The organism is Bradyrhizobium sp. SZCCHNRI3043 (genome assembly GCF_032377735.1).
Classification (GTDB): Bacteria; Pseudomonadota; Alphaproteobacteria; order Rhizobiales; family Xanthobacteraceae; genus Bradyrhizobium.
The window spans coordinates 348,793-367,126 of sequence record NZ_JAUHID010000003.1; the positions used below are offsets into that span (position 1 = coordinate 348,793).

The 18,334-nt window shown below is 65.2% G+C and carries 15 protein-coding genes; 12 read left to right on the top strand and 3 right to left on the bottom strand.

The window, feature by feature from the left end; all coding sequences use genetic code 11:
• Window positions 1-4: 4 nt before the first annotated feature.
• Together pimA and QX124_RS10410 are read right to left on the bottom strand one after the other, a co-directional pair.
• Window positions 5-1,669, bottom strand: coding sequence for a dicarboxylate--CoA ligase PimA (gene pimA / locus QX124_RS10405; protein ID WP_315797089.1), 1,665 nt, complete (start codon window positions 1,667-1,669; stop codon window positions 5-7).
• A 178-nt stretch (window positions 1,670-1,847) separates the two neighbouring features.
• A complete protein-coding gene (locus QX124_RS10410; protein WP_315797090.1) occupies window positions 1,848-3,941 on the bottom strand; it encodes a 3-hydroxyacyl-CoA dehydrogenase NAD-binding domain-containing protein in 2,094 nt (697 codons plus the stop codon).
• A gap of 213 nt (window positions 3,942-4,154) precedes the next feature.
• Between QX124_RS10410 and QX124_RS10415 the strand changes: the two genes are divergently transcribed.
• The 9 genes from QX124_RS10415 to QX124_RS10455 all read left to right on the top strand — a co-directional run bounded on the left by QX124_RS10415 (window position 4,155) and on the right by QX124_RS10455 (window position 14,077).
• Window positions 4,155-5,039 (top strand): IclR family transcriptional regulator, encoded by an 885-nt coding sequence (locus QX124_RS10415; RefSeq protein ID WP_315797091.1) that lies wholly within the window; start codon window positions 4,155-4,157, stop codon window positions 5,037-5,039.
• A 66-nt stretch (window positions 5,040-5,105) separates the two neighbouring features.
• The gene (locus tag QX124_RS10420) at window positions 5,106-5,903 is read left to right on the top strand and encodes an ABC transporter ATP-binding protein (RefSeq protein ID WP_315734696.1); all 798 of its coding nucleotides are present in this window, start codon (window positions 5,106-5,108) and stop codon (window positions 5,901-5,903) included.
• Window positions 5,900-6,613, top strand: coding sequence for an ABC transporter ATP-binding protein (locus QX124_RS10425; RefSeq protein WP_315753502.1), 714 nt, complete (start codon window positions 5,900-5,902; stop codon window positions 6,611-6,613). Before QX124_RS10420 ends, QX124_RS10425 begins: the two co-directional genes overlap by 4 nt.
• Window positions 6,614-6,626: 13 nt before the next feature.
• Window positions 6,627-7,505, top strand: coding sequence for a branched-chain amino acid ABC transporter permease (locus QX124_RS10430; RefSeq protein ID WP_315753504.1), 879 nt, complete (start codon window positions 6,627-6,629; stop codon window positions 7,503-7,505).
• Window positions 7,506-7,507: 2 nt separating this feature from the next.
• Complete coding sequence (locus QX124_RS10435) at window positions 7,508-8,524, top strand: branched-chain amino acid ABC transporter permease (protein WP_315797092.1); 1,017 nt, start codon at window positions 7,508-7,510, stop codon at window positions 8,522-8,524.
• A gap of 10 nt (window positions 8,525-8,534) precedes the next feature.
• Window positions 8,535-9,758 (top strand): ABC transporter substrate-binding protein, encoded by a 1,224-nt coding sequence (locus QX124_RS10440; RefSeq protein ID WP_315797093.1) that lies wholly within the window; start codon window positions 8,535-8,537, stop codon window positions 9,756-9,758.
• A gap of 313 nt (window positions 9,759-10,071) precedes the next feature.
• On the top strand, window positions 10,072-11,295 hold the full coding sequence (locus QX124_RS10445) for an ABC transporter substrate-binding protein (protein ID WP_315797094.1): 1,224 nt from the start codon (window positions 10,072-10,074) through the stop codon (window positions 11,293-11,295).
• 249 nt (window positions 11,296-11,544) lie between these two features.
• On the top strand, window positions 11,545-12,768 hold the full coding sequence (locus tag QX124_RS10450) for an ABC transporter substrate-binding protein (protein WP_315734709.1): 1,224 nt from the start codon (window positions 11,545-11,547) through the stop codon (window positions 12,766-12,768).
• Between the two features lie 28 nt (window positions 12,769-12,796).
• Window positions 12,797-14,077: a glycerate kinase gene (locus tag QX124_RS10455; RefSeq protein WP_315797095.1), complete on the top strand. Its 1,281-nt coding sequence runs from the start codon at window positions 12,797-12,799 to the stop codon at window positions 14,075-14,077.
• A gap of 18 nt (window positions 14,078-14,095) precedes the next feature.
• Here QX124_RS10455 and QX124_RS10460 read toward each other — a convergent pair whose 3' ends face one another.
• Window positions 14,096-14,602 (bottom strand): MarR family winged helix-turn-helix transcriptional regulator, encoded by a 507-nt coding sequence (locus tag QX124_RS10460; RefSeq protein WP_315734713.1) that lies wholly within the window; start codon window positions 14,600-14,602, stop codon window positions 14,096-14,098.
• A gap of 196 nt (window positions 14,603-14,798) precedes the next feature.
• Between QX124_RS10460 and QX124_RS10465 the strand changes: the two genes are divergently transcribed.
• Genes QX124_RS10465 through QX124_RS10475 form a run of 3 tightly spaced genes read left to right on the top strand, consistent with a single transcriptional unit; the run spans window position 14,799 to window position 18,334 of the window.
• Complete coding sequence (locus QX124_RS10465) at window positions 14,799-15,839, top strand: branched-chain amino acid ABC transporter permease (protein ID WP_315734716.1); 1,041 nt, start codon at window positions 14,799-14,801, stop codon at window positions 15,837-15,839.
• A gap of 3 nt (window positions 15,840-15,842) precedes the next feature.
• A complete protein-coding gene (locus QX124_RS10470) occupies window positions 15,843-17,612 on the top strand; it encodes a branched-chain amino acid ABC transporter ATP-binding protein/permease (RefSeq protein WP_315797096.1) in 1,770 nt (589 codons plus the stop codon).
• A complete protein-coding gene (locus QX124_RS10475) occupies window positions 17,609-18,334 on the top strand; it encodes an ABC transporter ATP-binding protein (protein ID WP_315734720.1) in 726 nt (241 codons plus the stop codon). The genes QX124_RS10470 and QX124_RS10475 overlap by 4 nt, the downstream gene beginning before the upstream one ends.

Consider the following 18,334-nt stretch of genomic DNA (forward strand, 5'->3'; position numbering starts at 1 on the left):
GTTGTTACTGATGTTTGCTGTGAGACGTGGGTGATTGCTGCTGGCGCAGTTCGTGACGCGACAGCTTGCCGACCGGCGTGCGCGGCAGCTCGTCGACAAACTCGACCGCCGCCGGCAGCTCGTGCTTGCCGAGCTTGCCGGTGAGGAAGGCGCGGAGATCCTCGACCGGGAACGGTGCTGCGCCGTCGCGCAGCTTGATGAAGGCCTTGGCCGCCTCGCCGCGATAGGCGTCGGGAATGCCGATCACGATGACCTCCTGCACCGCCGGATGGGTGTAGATCGCCTGCTCGATCATCTGCGGATAGACGTTGAAGCCGCCGGAGATGATCATGTCCTTCTTGCGGTCGACCAGGAAGTAGAAACCGTCGGCGTCGACATAGCCGATGTCGCCGGTCAGGAAATGATCGCCGACGAACGACTGCGCCGTTTCCTCCGGCCGGTTCCAATAGCCCTTGGTGACGTTCGGCCCCTTGATCCGGATCTCGCCGACCTCGTTCACGCCGAGCACCTTTGCGGGATCCTCGAGCGACACGACGTCCATCTCGATGCCGGGCAGCGTGATCCCGATCGAGCCGGGCTTGTCCGGCCCACCCTTGGGATGGGCGGTGCCGGGCGAGCAGGTCTCGGTCATGCCCCAGCCGCTCTTCAGCTTCATGCCGACGCGGCGCTCCAGGATGCGCGCGACCTCGACTGGCAGCGGCGCGCCACCGGAGCCGACGCTGGTCAGCGACGACAGGTCGCGCGTGTCGAGATCCGGCAGGTTGGCGATCGCGATCCACATCGTCGGCACGCCGGGAAAATAGGTCGCGCGCTTGACCTCGATGTCGCGCATCACGGCTTCCAAGTCGAAGCGCTGGTGCAGCGAGATCAGGCTGCCGAGGCGCAGCGAGGTCAGCAGCACCACCGTCAGCGCATAGATGTGGAACAGCGGCAAGACGCAGATCACCCGGTCGGAACCATTGCCGTTCGCGCGCGTCGCGCGACCCCAGATCTCCGCGATCGACACCGCCGAGGTGAGATTGCCATGCGTCAGCATCGCGCCCTTGGGCAGGCCGGTGGTGCCGCCGGTATATTGCAGCAGGGCGATGTCGTCGGGCGAGATGGCCGGCCACGCGGCTGGCGCGACGGCGCCATCGACGAAGGCGCGGTGGGTGATCACGGCGGGACTATCCGGCAACGGCGTTTGCGGCGTGCCGACCTTGCCCCAATGGTCGTCCTCGCAGACGATCAGCCGATCGAGCAGGCCCTTCTCCAGGAACTTCAACGCCGTCGGCAGCAGCGCGCTGAGGTTCGACGTCACCAGGATGCGCGCGCCGGAATCGCTGAGCTTGTGCGACAGCGCGATCTCGCCATCGAGCGGCGACAGGTGCACCACGCGGGCGCCGGCCTTGAGCGCGCCGAAGAAGTTGATCGGATGGTCCGGCGTGTTGCCGAGGAACAGCGCGATCGAGGCGCCCTTGCCAAAGCCCGCACGCAGGAAGGCCGCGGCGGCCTGGTTGGCAAGCGCTTCGAGCTGCTTGAATGTGACCGGCCGATCGCGGAATTCGAGCGCATCGCGCTCGCCGAACTCGCTCACCGCCTGCGCCAACAGGTCCGGCAAGGTGCCGCGCGCGATCGGCGCGTCCCAGCGGACGCCTTCGGGATAGAACTGTTCGCCGGGATGGGTCATGAGGACTCTGTATTTCTTGCCGTAAGGCGGCCCCGCTCTCTCCGTTCCCTCCCCCCTTGTGGGGGAGGGCCAGGGAGGGGGGTGGCCCCAGGCGAGACTGCCGTTGTGGACCCCCACCCCCAACCCCTCCCCGCAAGGGGGAGGGGGGCGCAGTTGAGCACGGAGCTAGAGCGAAGCCTCAAGCGGCCTTCCCCTGTGCCAGCGACGCGAAGGTCTTGCCTTCGTCGGCGAGCTTCTTGAGCAGCGGCGCCGGCTCCAGCGACGGGTCATTGGTCTCCTTGGCATAGAACGCCAGCCGCTCGGCGATGTGCTTCAGACCGACGCTGTCGGCCCAGTACATCGGCCCGCCGCGATAGATCGGCCAGCCATAGCCATAGAGCCAGACGACATCGATATCCGACGGCCGCGCGGCGATGCCCTCGGCGAGGATCTTCGCGCCCTCGTTGATCATCGGATACATCATGCGCTCGAGGATCTCCTCGTCGCTGACCGCGCGCCGCTTGAGGCCGAGCTTGGCCAGCGTCTCGTCGATCAGCTTCTCGACATCGGGATCCGGCAGCGGCGCACGCGAGCCGGCCTCGTATTTGTAATAGCCCTTGCCGGTCTTCTGGCCGAAGCGGCCGGCCTCGCACAGCGCGTCCGCGATCTCGCTCTTGATGCCGCGGTCCTTGCGCGAGCGCCAGCCGATGTCGAGGCCGGCGAGATCGCCCATCGCGAACGGGCCCATCGGCATGCCGAACTTGGTGACGACGGCGTCGACCTGCTGCGGCAGCGCGCCTTCGAACAACAGCTTCTCGGCCTGCTTGCCGCGCTGCGCCAGCATGCGGTTGCCGACGAAGCCGTCGCAGACGCCGACCACGGCCGGCACCTTGGCGATCTTGCGCGCGATCGATACTGCCGTGACAAGCGCGTCCGGCGCGGTCTTCTCCGCGCGCACGATCTCGCACAGCTTCATCACGTTGGCGGGTGAGAAGAAGTGCATGCCGAGCACGTCCTGCGGGCGGCTGGTCTCTGCGGCGATGGCGTCGATGTTCAGATAGGACGTGTTCGAGGCGAGCACGGCGCCGGGCTTGGCGTATTGATCGAGCTTGCCGAACACTTCCTTCTTGACGGCCATGGTCTCGAACACCGCCTCGATCACGAGATCGGCATCCTTGACGTTCTCGAGTCCGACCTTGCCATCAATCAGCGCCATGCGCTTGGCCGGCGCATCGGCCGGGATGCCGCCCCGCGCGGCGGTCGCCTCCCAGTTCTTCTGCATGATGCCCATGCCGCGCTTGAGCTGCTCCTCGGCGGTCTCGATCAGCGTGACCGGGATGCCGGCATTGGCGAACGACATCGCGATGCCGCCGCCCATGGTGCCGGCCCCGATGATGGCGACGCGCTCGATCTTGCGGCCCTTGGTCCCCTCGGGCACGCCGGCGATCTTGGCAGCCTCGCGCTCGGCGAAGAAGGCGTAGCGCTGCGCCTTGGACTGGTCGCTGGTGAGGAGCTTGAGGAAGCCTTCGCGCTCCTTCTTCAGGCCCTCGTCGAACGGCAGGTCGATCGCGTAGCCGACCGCGTCGGCGGCCGCGAACGGCGCCTCGAGGCCGCGCGACTTCTTGGTGATCGCCGCCACTGCACTGGTGAAGATCGAGCGATCGGCCTTGGCGGCCGCCAGTTTGGAATCGTCGTCACGCAACTTGCGCAGCGGACGGTTCTCCGCCACCACCTTGCGCGCGAAGGCCTCGCCGCCCGATGCCGGCCCCTCGACGATCTCCTCGATCAGGCCCGCCTTGTGCGCCTCCGCCGCACCGATCGGATCGCCGCCGACGATCATCTTGACCGCGAGTTCGGGGCCTACGGCGCGCGGCAGGCGCTGGGTGCCGCCCGCGCCCGGCAGCAGGCCGAGCTTCACCTCGGGCAGGCCGAGCTTCGCCTCCTTGGTGGCGACACGATAATGACAGGCGAGCGCCACTTCGAGACCACCGCCCAGGGCCGTTCCATGAATGGCGGCAATCACCGGCTTGGGGCTGTTCTCGATCGTGCTCAAGACGTCGTTGAGCGCCGGCGGCTTCGGCGGCTTGCCGAATTCGGTGATATCGGCGCCGGCGATGAACGTGCGCCCGCCGCAGGTGAGCACGATCGCCTTGATCGCGGGATCGGCGATCGCCGCCTTGACGTTGTCCAGGATGCCGCCGCGCACTGCGGCACTCAGCGCATTGACGGGCGGACTGTCGATGGTGACGATGCCGATGATGTCATGACGATCAAGCTTTGCCACTTCGCTCACGCGTAAGCTCCTTGGGATGTCGTTTCTTTGCGGCCGGTTAACGTGCCGGCCAATTCTTGGCTTTTCATTTGCGCAGAGTATCAGCCTTGCTTGCGTCTACCCGCTGCTGAACGTCAATTCCGCAGTGCGAAATCTAATTCCACATCTTGACATCCAGGGTTATTTTGAAGCACGAGCGTTGTCAACGAGGCTCATCAATCAACAGCCGATGACATGAAACGCCCAGGGAAGAAACCAGCGACCGATCGGAGCTTCGTCGTCGCGCTGGCGCGCGGCCTGGACGTGCTGCGGGCATTCCGGCCGAATGACGGCCTGCTGGGCAATCAGGAAATCGCCGCGCGCACCAACCTGCCGAAGGCCACGGTCTCGCGCCTGACTTACACGCTCACCAAGCTCGGCTATCTCACCCCGGTGCCGCGCTTCGAGAAATACCAATTGGCGCCATCGGCGCTGGCGCTGGGCTATGCCGCGCTCGCCAACCTCGGCATCCGCCATCTTTCCGAGCCATTCCGCGAGCAGCTGATGCGCGAGACCGGCGGCGCGGTCGCGATCGGCGGCCGCGACCGGCTCAGCATGATCTATTTCGGCCAGAGCCGTCACGGCGTCGTCAACGTTCAACTCGACGTCGGATCGCGCATTCCGATTGCAACGACAGCGATGGGCCGCGCCTACATCTGGGCGCTGCCGGACGAGGATCGCGCCGCGTTGATGCGGGAGATGCGCGAGCATTATGGCAGCCGTTGGCCGAAGATCCGCGACGGCATCGAACGCGCCGGCGAGACCGTCGCGAAATATGGCTTCACCATCTCGGCCGGCGAATGGCAGGACGACGTTCATGCGGTCGGCGTCGCGTTGCGGCTGAACGACGGAACCGGTCCCTACGCCGTGAATTGCGGAGCACCGGCATTCCGCTTCACGGAAGAGCGTTTGCGGACCGACATTGGACCTCGTCTCGTCGCGATGGTAAGGAACATCGAAGCGGCGCTCGGCGGCCTCGCGCTGTCAACTAATCAAGCAAGCAGCCCATCAAACAAAGAACTCAATAAGAAGCCGAAGCCAGGAGGAAAAGTTGCCCGTGTTGCCGAGGGTATCAGATAGCCTGCATCATCGCGGTCGGCTGGCGCCGCGTCCTGACCTGAACGATTTCGGGAGGGGCGAGACGAGATGACGCAGGCACAACTCGCCCAGACCAACGATCCGCTGCTCGCCGTCCGCGACGTCAGCGTCGTGTTCGGCGGCATCGTGGCGCTGAACGGCGTCTCGTTCGACATGCGCCAGGGCCAGATCCTCGGCCTCATCGGCCCGAACGGCGCCGGCAAGACCACCCTGTTCAACTGCCTCAGCCGCCTCTATCAGCCGAGCTCCGGCGACATCCTGATGGAAGGCCGCAGCATCCTGAAGCGGCCGCCGCACCGCATCGCCGAGATCGGCATCGGCCGCACCTTCCAGAACGTCGCGCTGTTTCCCAATCTCTCCGTGCTCGACAACGTCCGCGTCGGCACCCACGCGCGCACCTCCAGCGACATCATCTCGGATTCGCTGCGTCTGGCCTGGGTCCGGCGCAGCGAGAATTCCGTCAACACCAAGGTTCACGAGATTCTCGCCTATCTCGACCTCGAGGAGGTCGCGCACAAGACCGTGTCCGGGCTGCCGTTCGGCACCCAGAAGCGCGTCGAGCTGGCACGCGCGCTCGCCGCCGACCCGAAGATCCTGCTGCTCGACGAGCCCGCCGGCGGCCTCAATCACGAGGAGGTCCATGTGCTGGGCGATCTGATCCGGCGCATCCGCGACGACCGCAAGGTGACCGTGCTGCTGGTCGAGCATCACATGGGACTGGTGATGTCGATCGCCGACCACGTCGTGGCGCTGAATTTCGGCCGCAAGCTCGCCGAGGGCACGCCCGCCCAGGTGCAGGCTGATCCCGACGTCATCAAGGCCTATCTCGGGAGCAAGGATCAATGACGCCGCTGCTCAACGTCAAGGACCTGCGCGCCTATTACGGCCAGGTCCAGGCCCTGCACGGCCTCTCCTTCTCCCTCAACGAAGGCTCGCTGACGACCCTGCTCGGCGCCAATGGCGCGGGCAAGACCACCACCCTGCGCGCCATCTGCAACATGGTGCGCTCGACCGGCGCGATCGAGTTCGAGGGCAAGCCGCTCAACAACAAATCGACCGAGAGCATCGTGCGCTTCGGCATTGCCCATGTGCCGCAGGGCCGCGGCACCTTCACCAACATGACGGTGGAAGAAAACCTGCAGCTCGGCGCCATCACCCGCAGCGACAAGGCCGGCATCGTTGCCGACATCGAGCGGATGTATTCCTACTTCCCGAAGCTGAAGGAGCGCCACACCCAGCAGGCCGGCACCCTGTCCGGCGGCGAGCAGCAGATGCTGGCGGTGGCGCGGGCGTTGATGCTGCGTCCCAGGTTGATGCTGCTCGACGAGCCGTCGTTCGGCCTCGCGCCGCTGGTGGTCCGCGACCTCTTCGGCATCCTCGGCAAGATCAACCGCGAGGAAAAGGTATCGATCCTCGTCGTCGAGCAGAACGCGCAGCTCGCGCTGGAGCTCGCCGACCAGGCCTATGTGATCGAGACCGGCCGCATCGTCATGTCGGGTGTCGCCTCGGACATCGCGAACGACGAGAACGTCCGCAAATCCTATCTGGGCTACTAACGGAGGCGGGACAATGGAGCTGTTCACCAACCAGGTCCTGGCCGGCATTGCGACGGGTGCGATCTACGCCTGCATGGCGCTCGCGGTCGTGATGATCTACCAGGCGATCGACCATCTCAACTTCGCGCAAGGCGAGATGGCGATGTTTTCGACCTTCATCTCCTGGCAGCTAATGCAATGGGGCCTGCCCTACTGGGTTGCCTTCGTGGTGACGCTGGCCTTCTCCTTTGCCGGCGGCATCGCGATCGAGCGCGTGCTGTTCAAGCCGCTCACCAAGGCGCCGATCCTGACCCAGGTCGCGGGCTTCATCGCGCTGTACTCGATCATCAACTCCTTTGCCGGACTGACCTGGGACTTCACCATCAAGCAGTATCCGACACCGTTCGGATCGTCGCCGTTCCTGGGCAGCCAGCTGATCTCGACGCATCAGGCCGGCATGATCGGCATCACCTTGCTGCTGCTGATCGGCCTGTACTTCTTCTTCCAGTACACCAGGGTCGGGCTTGCGATGCGCGCGGCGGCGGCGGTGCCCGAGTCGGCGCGGCTGGTCGGCATCAACACGTCCTGGATGATCGCGCTCGGCTGGGGCATGGCGGCGGCGATCGGCTCGATCGCCGGCATGCTGATCGCGCCGGTGGTCTTCCTCGAGCCCAACATGATGGGCGGCGTCCTGATCTACGGGTTCGCCGCGGCCGTGCTCGGCGGCCTCACCAGCCCGTTCGGCGCGGTGCTCGGCGGCTTCCTGGTCGGCATCTTCGAGAATCTCGCCGGAACCTACATCCCGCATGTCGGCAACGAGATGAAGCTGCCGATCGCGCTGGCCCTCATCATCTCCGTCCTGGTCATCAAGCCCGCCGGCCTGTTCGGCCGCAGCATCGTGAAGCGAGTCTGATCATGAGCGCAATCGAGGACATCACATCCCAGGCGCCCGCGGTCGAGGCCGTTCCGAAGCGGGCCATGACCTTGAGCTCCGGTACGACCTTCGTGATCGTGCTGCTGCTCCTGGTGGTGCCGCTGTTCGTCAAGAACTTCATCATCTTCCAGATGACGATGCTGCTGATCTACGGACTGGCCGTGCTGGCGCTGAACATCCTGACCGGCGGCTCCGGCCAGTTCTCGCTCGGCAACAGCGCGTTCTATGCCGTCGGCGCCTATACTTCGGCGATCCTGATGGAGCAGTACAACGTCAACTACGCGCTGACCCTGCCGGTCGCCGGCGTCATCTGCTTCGGCTTCGGCTTTCTGTTCGGCCAGCCGGCGCTGCGACTGTCAGGTGTCTATCTCGCGCTCGCCACCTTCGCGCTCGCCACGGCGATGCCGCAGATCCTCAAGCTCGGCTTCTTCGAGCAATGGACCGGCGGCGTGCAGGGCCTGGTGGTAACCAAGCCGGATGCGCCGTTCGGCTTGCCTATGTCCCAGGACATGTGGCTGTACTACTTCACCCTGGCGATCACGATCGCGATCTACGTGTTCTCGGTCAACCTGCTGCGCTCGCGCTCCGGCCGCGCCTTCATGGCGATCCGCGACAACGAGATCGCGGCCTCCGCCATGGGCATCGACGTCGCGACCTACAAGACGCTGGCGTTCGGCGTCAGCGCCGGCATCACCGGCGTCGCCGGCGGTCTCGGCGCCATCGCCGTGCAGTTCGTGGCGCCCGACAGCTACACCATTACGCTCGCGATTTCGCTGTTCCTCGGCATGGTCGTCGGCGGCGTCGGCTGGCTGCCCGGCTCGTTCGTCGGCGCCGCCTTCATCATCTTCGTCCCCAATATCGCCGAAAGCATTTCGAAGGGCCTGTCCGGCGCGGTGTTCGGCGTGCTGCTGTTCCTCGTCATCTTCCTCGTGCCGCACGGCTCGCGGCAGGTGGCGATGGTGGCGCAGCAGCTGCTCGGCAAACTCAGAAATAACTAAGGAGGAACTCTTGCAGCTCATTCAACAACTACGAATCGCCGCGCTCGCGACGGCGGTCATCACCCTCACCTCGGGCGGAGCATTCGCCCAGAAGAAATACGACACCGGCGCCTCCGACACCGAGATCAAGATCGGCAACATCATGCCTTATAGCGGGCCGGCGTCCGCCTACGGCGTGATCGGAAAGACCGAGGAGGCGTATTTCAAGAAGATCAACGCCGAGGGCGGCATCAACGGCCGCAAGATCAACTTCGTCAGCTATGACGACGCGTACTCGCCGCCCAAGGCGGTCGAGCAGGTGCGCAAGCTGGTCGAGAGCGATGAGGTCCTGTTCGTCTTCAACCCGCTCGGCACGCCGTCGAACTCGGCGATCCAGAAATATCTCAACGGCAAGAAGATCCCGCAACTGTTCGTCGCCACCGGGGCCACCAAGTGGAACGACCCGAAGAACTTCCCCTGGACCATGGGCTGGCAGCCGAGCTACCAGAGCGAGGGCCGCATCTACGCGAAGTACCTGCTCAAGGACAAGCCCGGCGCCAAGATCGGGGTGCTGTTCCAGAACGACGATTTCGGCAAGGACTATCTCAAGGGCCTCAAGGACGGCCTGGGCGACAAGGCCGCGTCCATGATCGTCATGGAAGAGAGCTACGAGACCTCAGAGCCCTCGATCGACGGTCACATCGTCAAGCTCAAGGCCTCGGGCGCCGACGTGTTCTTTAGCGTCACGACGCCCAAATTCGCTGCACAGGCGATCAAGAAGCTCGCCGAGATCGACTGGCATCCGACCCATCTCGTCGTCAACGTGTCGGCCTCCGTCGGCAGCGTGATCAAGCCGGCCGGCTTCGAGAACTCGCAAGGGATTCTTTCGGCCGCCTATGCCAAGGATGCTGCGGATCCGCAGTGGAACGATGATCCCGGCATGAAGAAGTTCTTCGACTTCCTCGCGCAGCACTATCCCGACGCCAACAAGCTCGACAGCTCGACGGTCTATGGCTACGGCGCCGCGCAGACGCTGGTGAAGGTGCTGCAGATGTGCGGTGACGACCTCACCCGCGCCAATGTGATGAAGCAGGCCGCGAGCCTGAAGGACTTCGCGCCCGACACGCTGCTGCCGGGCGTCAAGATCAACACCTCGGCCACCGACTTCGCGCCGATCGAGCAATTGCAGATGATGCGGTTCAAAGGCGAGAAGTGGGAGCTGTTCGGCGAGGCGATCAGCGGCGCCATCGAGTAATCGCGCATCGCCGCAGAAAGCGGTGCCGATCTCCACTGGCCCTCCGCGCTATCGGCGCGGAGGGCTTTTTCATATCTGGATCGGCATCGAGCCATTTATCTCAGGCTGTTCTTGCAGAGCACTCACTCGCGGAGATTGCGCCGATCTCTCGCAGTTGCACATGACATGGACCGCCCAGGCACCGCGAAAACACGGACCGTGCCGTGATGTCGCAACCACCCCGGTGCAGCTCTGCTATAGTTCCGGGCGTAACAAGAGCCTCCATCAAGGCGGCCGCGACACGTCAACCAAACCAACACGGGAGAAACGCACCATGATGATCACGCGAAGGGCCGCCCTCGCCTCGGCCGCCGCCATCGTCTTCGCCTCGAGCTCCGCAATCGCCGCCGACAAGAAGTACGACACCGGCGCCTCCGACACCGAGATCAAGATCGGCAACATCATGCCCTATAGCGGGCCGGCCTCGGCCTACGGCATCATCGGCAAGACGGAAGCGGCCTACTTCAAGAAGATCAACGCCGAGGGAGGCATCAACGGTCGCAAGATCAACTTCATCTCTTATGACGACGCCTATTCGCCGCCAAAGACGGTCGAACAGGCACGCAAGCTGGTCGAGAGCGATGAGGTGCTGTTCATCTTCAATTCGCTGGGCACGCCGCCGAACTCGGCAATCCACAAATACATGAACTCGAAGAAGGTCCCGCAGCTGTTCGTCGCCACCGGCGCCACCAAGTGGAACGACCCGAAGGATTTCCCCTGGACCATGGGCTGGCAGCCCAACTACCAGAGCGAATCCCGAATCTACGCAAAATATCTGCTGAAGGAAAAGCCGGACGCCAAGATCGCTGTGCTGTATCAGAACGATGATTACGGCAAGGACTATCTGAAAGGGCTGAAGGACGGGCTTGGCGCCAAGGCCGCCTCAATGATCGTCATGGAGGAGAGCTACGAGACCGCCGAACCCTCGATCGACAATCACATTGTCAAACTCAAGTCCACGGGCGCCGACGTATTCGTGAACATCACCACGCCGAAATTTGCGGCGCAGGCAATCAAGAAGGTCAAGGAGATCGACTGGAAGACGCTGCATATCCTCAACAACGTCTCCGCCTCCGTCGGCAGCGTCCTGAAGCCGGCTGGCTATGAGAATTCGCAGGACATCATCTCGGCGGCCTATCTGAAGGACGTCTCCGATCCGCAATGGAAGGACGATGCCGGGATGAAGCAATTCCTCGACTTCATGTCCAAGGATTTTCCCGATGGCGACAAGCTCGACGGCGGAACGGTCGTCGGCTACAGCGTCGCGCAGACGCTGGTCCAAGTGCTGAAGCAGTGCGGCGACAACCTCACCCGCGAGAACGTCATGAAGCAGGCCGCATCCCTGCGCAACTTCCGCACCGAGATGCTGCTGCCTGGCATCACGATCAACACCTCGGCGACCGACTTCGCACCCGTCAGCCAGTTGCAGCTGATGCGCTTCAAGGGCGAGAAGTGGGAGCTGTTCGGCGACGTGATCTCCGCCGACGTCGGCGGCTAACGACGGAACGCAGTTGAAACCGCCTCCTGCGGCCTCCCGCCGCAGGCGGCGCTCTCTCCAAGCATCTTTGCTGTCTTTGCCAAGAATTTCTTAAGCTAGGAGTTGAAAGAGAGGCGGTCATGCAGCGGCGGCGGTTACGCCGAGCGCGCGGCTGCGCTATGGGGACTCGTCCGGAGTGAAACGAGTCGCCCGCCTTGCGGGCGGATCCAACAACAAGGCCAAGCTCCAAGGCCGAGAAGGAGTCCCCACGTGACCACTGCCCTCACCCGCCGCACCGTCTCCAGCATGCTCGGTCTCGCCCTGGCCGGCGCAGTTGCCGGCAGCGCCCATGCCGACAAGAAATACGACACCGGCGCGAGCGACACCGAGATCAAGATCGGCAATATCGTGCCCTATAGCGGCCCGGCGTCGGCCTATGGCTCGGTCGGCAAGGCGATGACGGCCGTGTTCAAGAAGGTCAATGACGACGGCGGCATCAACGGCCGCAAGATCAACTTCATCTCCTATGACGACGCCTATTCGCCGCCGAAGACGGTCGAGCAGGCGCGCAAGCTCGTCGAGAGCGACGAGGTGCTGTTCCTGTTCGGCGTGCTCGGAACCGCGCCCAATACGGCGATCCAGAAATATCTCAACTCCAAGAAGGTGCCGCAGCTGTTCGTCGCGACCGGCGCCACCAAGTGGAATGAGCCCAAGACATTTCCATGGACCATGGGCTGGCTGCCGAGCTACCAGTCCGAGGCGCGCATCTACGCGAAGTATCTCACCGCGCAGCAGCCCGCCGGCAAGATCGCCGTGCTCTACCAGAACGACGACATGGGCAAGGACTACCTGAAGGGCCTCAAGGACGGGCTCGGTGATGCGTCGCGCCTGGTGCTGGAAGAGAGCTACGAGATCGCCGAACCCACGGTTGAATCGCACATCGTCAAGATGAAGTCGGCCAACCCCGACATCGTCGTGCTGTTCACCACGCCGAAGTCCGGAGCCCAGGCGATCAAGAAGCTCGGCGAGATGAACTGGAAGCCGCTGACCATCATCTCGAACGTCAGTGCCTCCACCGCGGCCGTGATGCGCCCGGCCGGCGTCGAGAACTCGCAAGGGGTGATCTCGGCGGCCTATGCCAAGGACGCGTCCGATCCGCAATGGGCCAACGACCCGGGCCTCGGCGCGTTCAGGGAGCTGCTCGCCAAATATCTGCCGGAGATCAATCCCGTGGATTCGTCGGCGCTGACCGGCTACAACATCGCCACCACGATGGTCGAGGTGCTGAAGCGATGCGGCGACGAATTGACTCGCGCAAATGTCATGAAGCAGGCGGCAAGCCTGAAGCAGTTTGCGCAAGGCGGGCTGCTGCCCGGCATCACGCTGACCACGGGTCCCGACGATTTCCAGCCGATCGAGCAACTGCAGCTGATGCAGTTCAAGGGCGAGCGCTGGCAGCTGTTCGGCGACGTGATGAGCGGCGAGCTCAAATAGGCTTTGCACGTCAGACGGGCGGCGCCACATGACCGGCCGCCGTCCGCTGTTGCGCGCCATTTTCGATGCCGCGGTCGCCGCGGCGCATCCCGACGTGGTGCTTCCGGCGCATCTGCCGGCGGCACCCCGGGGGCGGATCATCTGCCTCGCCGCAGGCAAGGGCGCCGCGGCCATGGCGGTGGCCGCCGAGCGGCATTACCTGGACACGCTCGGGTTCGATCCGGCGAGGCTGACCGGAATTGCGACCACCCGTCACGGCCATGGCGTGCCGACCCGGCGGGTCAAGGTGATCGAAGCCGGCCACCCAATGCCGGACGGGGCCGGGCTGAAAGCCGCAGACGACACGTTGCAGCTGGCGGCGACGGCTGAAGCCGACGACCTGATGCTGGTGCTGATCTCCGGCGGCGGCTCCGCCAACTGGATTGCGCCGGCCCATGGCGTGAGCTTCGCGCAGAAGCAGCAGCTGACCCGTGCGCTGCTGCGCTCGGGTGCGCCGATCGGCGAGATGAACACGGTGCGAAAGCATCTGTCGCGCATCAAGGGCGGACGCCTGGCGCGGGCCGGGCAGAAGGCCGAGATCGTGACGCTGGCGATCTCCGACGTGCCGCATGACGATCCCTCGGCCATCGCATCGGGGCCGACGGTGCCGGATCCGACCACGCTGGCCGATGCCCGCGCGATCGTTGCGAAGTACAAGCTCGAGGTCGACCCGGCGATCGCCCGGGCGCTCGATGATGCCGCCAACGAGAGCTGCAAGCCCGGCGATGCCGCCTTCGCCCGCGCGTCGTTCGAGCTGATCGCGCGCCCCGCCAGCTCGCTCGCGGCGGCCGTGGCCAGCGTCAAGGCCGCGGGCTACGACGTGCTCGATCTCGGCGCCGACCTCGAAGGTGAGGCGCGCGAGGTCGCGACCGATCACGCCAAGCTGGCGCGGGAGGCCCGCGCGCTCGGCCGCCGCATGGCGATCATCTCCGGTGGCGAGCTCACCGTGACGGTGCGCGGCCAGGGCCGCGGCGGCCCGAACCAGGAATATGCGCTCGCGCTCGCCGACCTGCTCAAGGACATGGAGGGCGTCGCGGCGCTCGCCGGCGACACCGACGGCGCCGATGGCGGCGGCGGCAGCGCCTCCGATCCGGCCGGTGCGCTCGTTGATGCCGAGGTCATCGCCGCGATGCGGGCGCAGGGGCTGGATCCGCAGGCCTATCTCGCCAACAACGACGCCACCGCGTTCTTCGCCGCGACCGGTGGCCTGCTGCAGACGGGACCGACGCTCACCAACGTCAACGACGTCAGGGTCATCCTGGTCGATTGAGGGGCGCGACTGCGTCCTTCAGAACTCCTCCGCGATCTTGGTCAGCATCGCCAGCAGCGCCTCGCGCCCATCCGGTCCGAGCAGCTCGTTGAGCCGCGCCTCGTGCTTTGACACCACCAGCTTCTTGGCGCGGGCCAGCACGGCGCGGCCCTTCTCGGTCAGCATCAGGATGTGCGAGCGCCGGTCGTTGGCCGAACGCACCCGCGCGCACAGGTCGCGGCTCTCCAGGCTGTCCAGCAAGGACACGAAGTTGGGCCGCAGGATGCCCAGGGTGTTGGCGATCTCGGTCTGGTTCCGGCCCGGATTGGCGTCGAGCAGCAGCAGCACCGAAAACTGGGCCGGCGTCAGTTGCAGCGGCGCGACGCAGCGCAGGAAGTCCTCGAACACCTTCAACTGCGCCCGTTTCAGCACATAGCCAAGCAGATCCGACAGCTCGCCGAGCTGGACCGCTTGCGTCTCCTCGACGGCTACGGCAGCTTCCTTCCGGCCTTCCCTCTTGCCGACGGGCTTGGCGCTATCGGCCATCACGATCCGCCGAATTCATCACAGTGGCTTCCATCCCTGGTCCCGAATGCCGCAGCCGGAACAGCGGCCTTGAGATTATAATCGATAATTGTTATCCACCATATCAAACACGGGCAGCCGAATTCAACTGCCCCGACCTGCGGACGGCGCACAGCGTCGCCCGCATCCGGTCACCACCGAGGGGGAGCGTCCTGTCTTGAACACAACGATCTTGCTGTTCCTGTTGCAGGACGGCATTACCAATGGCGCGATCTACGCCCTGCTCGGGCTGGCGCTCGTGCTGGTGTTTGCCGTCACCCGGGTGATCCTGATCCCGCAGGGCGAATTCGTCACCTACGGCGCCCTCACCTATGCCTCGCTCGCGGCCGGCCGAACGCCGGGGACCGCGAAGCTTGCCGTCGTGATCGGCCTGGTGGCCTTTGCCTTCGACCTCTATGCGATGCGCAAGACGCTGCACATGCCGAAGATCCTTCGCACCTTCGGCCTCAACGTCGCCTTCCCGGTGGTCGTCATGCTCGCCACGATGTGGGCCGCCGATCAGCGCATGCCGGCCGGCGTCAGCCTCGTACTGTCGCTGCTGATCGTCGCCAGCATCGGCCTGTCGTTGTATCGGATCGTGTTCCAGCCACTCGCGCACACCTCGGTGCTGGTGCTGCTGATCGCCTCGGTCGGCGTGCATCTGGCGCTGCAGGGCCTTGGCCTGCTGTTCTTCGGCGCCGAGGGCCAGCGCGGCCCGACGCTGCTCACGGCCAGCGCCACGCTCGGCTCGCTGCGCTTCACCGGCCAGGGCATGGCGGTCTACGGCATCACCGTCGCCTTCATCGTCGGCCTCTGGCTGTTCTTCGGCCTGACCCTTTACGGCAAGGCGCTGCGCGCCACCGCCGTCAACCGGCTCGGCGCCCGCCTCGTCGGCATCCGCACCACGCTCTCCGGCCAGATCGCGTTCCTCCTGGCCTCCACCATCGGCGCGCTCTCGGGCATCCTGATCGTCCCGATCACGACGCTCTATTACGACACCGGCTTCCTGATCGGCCTCAAGGGCTTCATCGCCGCGATCATCGGCGGCCTGATCAGCTATCCCCTGACCGCGGTCGCCGCGCTGGTGGTCGGCATCGTCGAGGCATTCTCCTCGTTCTATGCCTCGAACTTCAAGGAAGTGATCGTCTTCACGCTGCTGATCCCGGTTCTGCTGCTGCGTTCGCTCGCCGCGCCCGCGGTCGAAGAAGAGAAGGATTGAGCCGTGCGCGAGCGTTGGCCTCTCATCGTCTTTGCCGTCCTCGTCGCGGCGATTCCGTTCATCCCGGGCATGCCGCCGTTCTGGATCGTGCTGCTCGACAATATCGGCCTGTCGGCGCTGGTCGCGATGGGGCTGGTGCTGCTGACCGGCGTTGGCGGTCTGACCTCGTTCGGCCAGGCGGCCTTTGTCGGCTTCGGCGCCTACACGACCGCCGTGCTGTCGGCGCAGTATGGCATCTCGCCCTGGCTGACCTTGCCGCTGTCGCTGCTGGTCTCCGGCCTCGCCGCAGTGCTGCTCGGCCTCGTCACGGTCAGGCTGTCCGGCCACTATCTGCCGCTCGGCACGCTCGCCTGGGGCCTTGGCCTGTACTACCTGTTCAGCAAGCTCGCCTTCCTCGGCCGCAATGACGGCATTTCCGGCATCCCGCCGCTGTCGATCGGCAGCCTCAAGATGCTCGATCCCGGCACGATCTATTTCGCGATCTGGGCTGCCGTGCTGATCTCCGCGCTGCTGACGATGAACCTGCTGGACTCCCGCACCGGCCGCGCCATCCGCGCGCTGCGCCGGGGTCACATCGCAGCGGAAGCGTTCGGCGTCTACGCGCCTCGCGCCAAGCTCCTGGTGTTCATCTACGCGGCCGTCCTGGCCGGCCTCTCGGGCTGGCTCTATGCGCACTTCACCCGCGCGGTGAACCCGACGCCGTTCGGCGCCCAGGCCGGCATCGAATATCTGTTCGTCGCCGTCGTCGGCGGCGCCGGCTATGTCTGGGGCGGCGTGCTGGGCGCAGCGATCGTCGTGGTGCTGAAGGAGGTGCTGCAAAGCTATCTCCCGCTGCTGCTGCATGGCGAGGGCCAGCTCGAGACCATCGTGTTCGGCATCCTCCTCGTCACGCTTCTCCAGCTTGCGCCGACCGGCCTGTGGCCGTGGCTGACGGCGCGGCTGCCGTTCAAGCCTGTTGCCAAGCAGCCGGACACGTCGGTCAAGCTGCCGGCGCGGGAGCGATCTGCGACGACTCCAAACGTACTGCTCCAGGTCGACAACGCGCGAAAACAGTTCGGCGGCGTGGTCGCGGTCAACAACGTCTCGTTCGACGTCCAGGCCCGCGAAATCGTGGCGCTGATCGGTCCCAACGGCGCCGGCAAGAGCACGACCTTCAACCTGATCACCGGCGTGCTGCCGCCGACCTCCGGCAACATCGCGGTGCTCGGCAAGGCCGTCGGCAACGCCCCGCCGCAGGACGTCGTCAAGCTCGGCATTTCCCGCACCTTCCAGCACGTCAAGCTGGTGCCGGACATGACGGTGCTGGAGAACGTCGCGATCGGCGCGCATCTGCGCGGTCACTCCGGCGCGCTCTCCAGCATGTTCCGGCTCGACCGCGGCGACGAAGCCAAGCTGCTCGCCGAGGCCGCGCGCCAGATCGAGCGCGTCGGGCTCGGCGACCAGATGCACCAGCTCGCCGGCTCGTTGTCGTTGGGCCAGCAGCGCATCGTCGAGATCGCCCGCGCGCTGTGCGTCGATCCGATGCTGCTCTTGCTCGACGAACCGGCCGCGGGCCTGCGCCACATGGAGAAGCAGCGCCTCGGCGCGCTGCTGCGCGACCTCCGCGCCGGCGGCATGTCGGTGCTGCTGGTCGAACACGACATGGGATTTGTCATGGACCTCGCCGACCGCATCGTGGTGCTCGATTTCGGCACCAAGATCGCCGAGGGCACACCAGCCGCGATCAAGACCAATCCCGAGGTCATCAAGGCGTATCTCGGAGCCACCGCATGAGCACGCTGCTGGAAGTCACCGACGCCCACGTCTCCTACGGCAAGGTCGAGGCGGTCCGCTCGGTCTCGCTCACCGTCGCCGAGAACGAGATCGTCACCATCATCGGCGCCAACGGCGCCGGCAAGACCACGCTGCTCAGTGCCATCATGGGCGTGTTTCCGCTGAAGGGCCGCGTCGCGTTCCTCGGCGAGGACATGGCCCGGCTGGAGATCGAGGACCGCGTCGCGCGCGGTCTCTGTCTGGTGCCGGAGCATCGCGAGCTGTTCGCCACCATGAACGTCGAGGATAATCTGCAGCTCGGCGCTTTCAGAATGTCGAAGGCGCACGCCGCACGCGGCTTCGAGCACGTCTACACGCTGTTTCCGAAGCTGAAGGAGCGGCGCAAGCAGCTCGCCGGCACGCTCTCCGGCGGCGAGCAGCAGATGCTGGCGATGGGCCGTGCCTTGATGGGCGCGCCGAAGATGCTGATGCTGGACGAGCCGAGCCTGGGCCTCGCGCCGATCATCGTCGCCGGCATCTTCGAGATCGTCGCCAAGCTGCGCCAGGAAGGCGTCTCGGTGCTGCTGGTCGAGCAGAACGCCAAGGCCGCGCTGAACGTCGCCGATCGCGCCTATGTCATGGAGCTCGGCGAGTTCGTGCTCAACGGCAAGGCCAGCGAGATCGCCACCGACGAGCGCGTGGCGGCGAGCTATCTCGGCTTTGCCGAGACGGCCGCGAGCTGA

Bases quoted from the DNA above. Each gene is read 5' to 3' on its own strand.
- pimA (WP_315797089.1), bottom strand. From the start codon at position 1,669: ATGACCCATCCCGGCGAACAGTTCTATCCCGAAGGCGTCCGCTGGGAC.
- QX124_RS10415 (WP_315797091.1), top strand. From the start codon at position 4,155: ATGAAACGCCCAGGGAAGAAACCAGCGACCGATCGGAGCTTCGTCGTC.
- QX124_RS10420 (WP_315734696.1), top strand. From the start codon at position 5,106: ATGACGCAGGCACAACTCGCCCAGACCAACGATCCGCTGCTCGCCGTC.
- QX124_RS10425 (WP_315753502.1), top strand. From the start codon at position 5,900: ATGACGCCGCTGCTCAACGTCAAGGACCTGCGCGCCTATTACGGCCAG.
- QX124_RS10430 (WP_315753504.1), top strand. From the start codon at position 6,627: ATGGAGCTGTTCACCAACCAGGTCCTGGCCGGCATTGCGACGGGTGCG.
- QX124_RS10435 (WP_315797092.1), top strand. From the start codon at position 7,508: ATGAGCGCAATCGAGGACATCACATCCCAGGCGCCCGCGGTCGAGGCC.
- QX124_RS10445 (WP_315797094.1), top strand. From the start codon at position 10,072: ATGATGATCACGCGAAGGGCCGCCCTCGCCTCGGCCGCCGCCATCGTC.
- QX124_RS10455 (WP_315797095.1), top strand. From the start codon at position 12,797: ATGACCGGCCGCCGTCCGCTGTTGCGCGCCATTTTCGATGCCGCGGTC.
- QX124_RS10460 (WP_315734713.1), bottom strand. From the start codon at position 14,602: ATGGCCGATAGCGCCAAGCCCGTCGGCAAGAGGGAAGGCCGGAAGGAA.
- QX124_RS10475 (WP_315734720.1), top strand. From the start codon at position 17,609: ATGAGCACGCTGCTGGAAGTCACCGACGCCCACGTCTCCTACGGCAAG.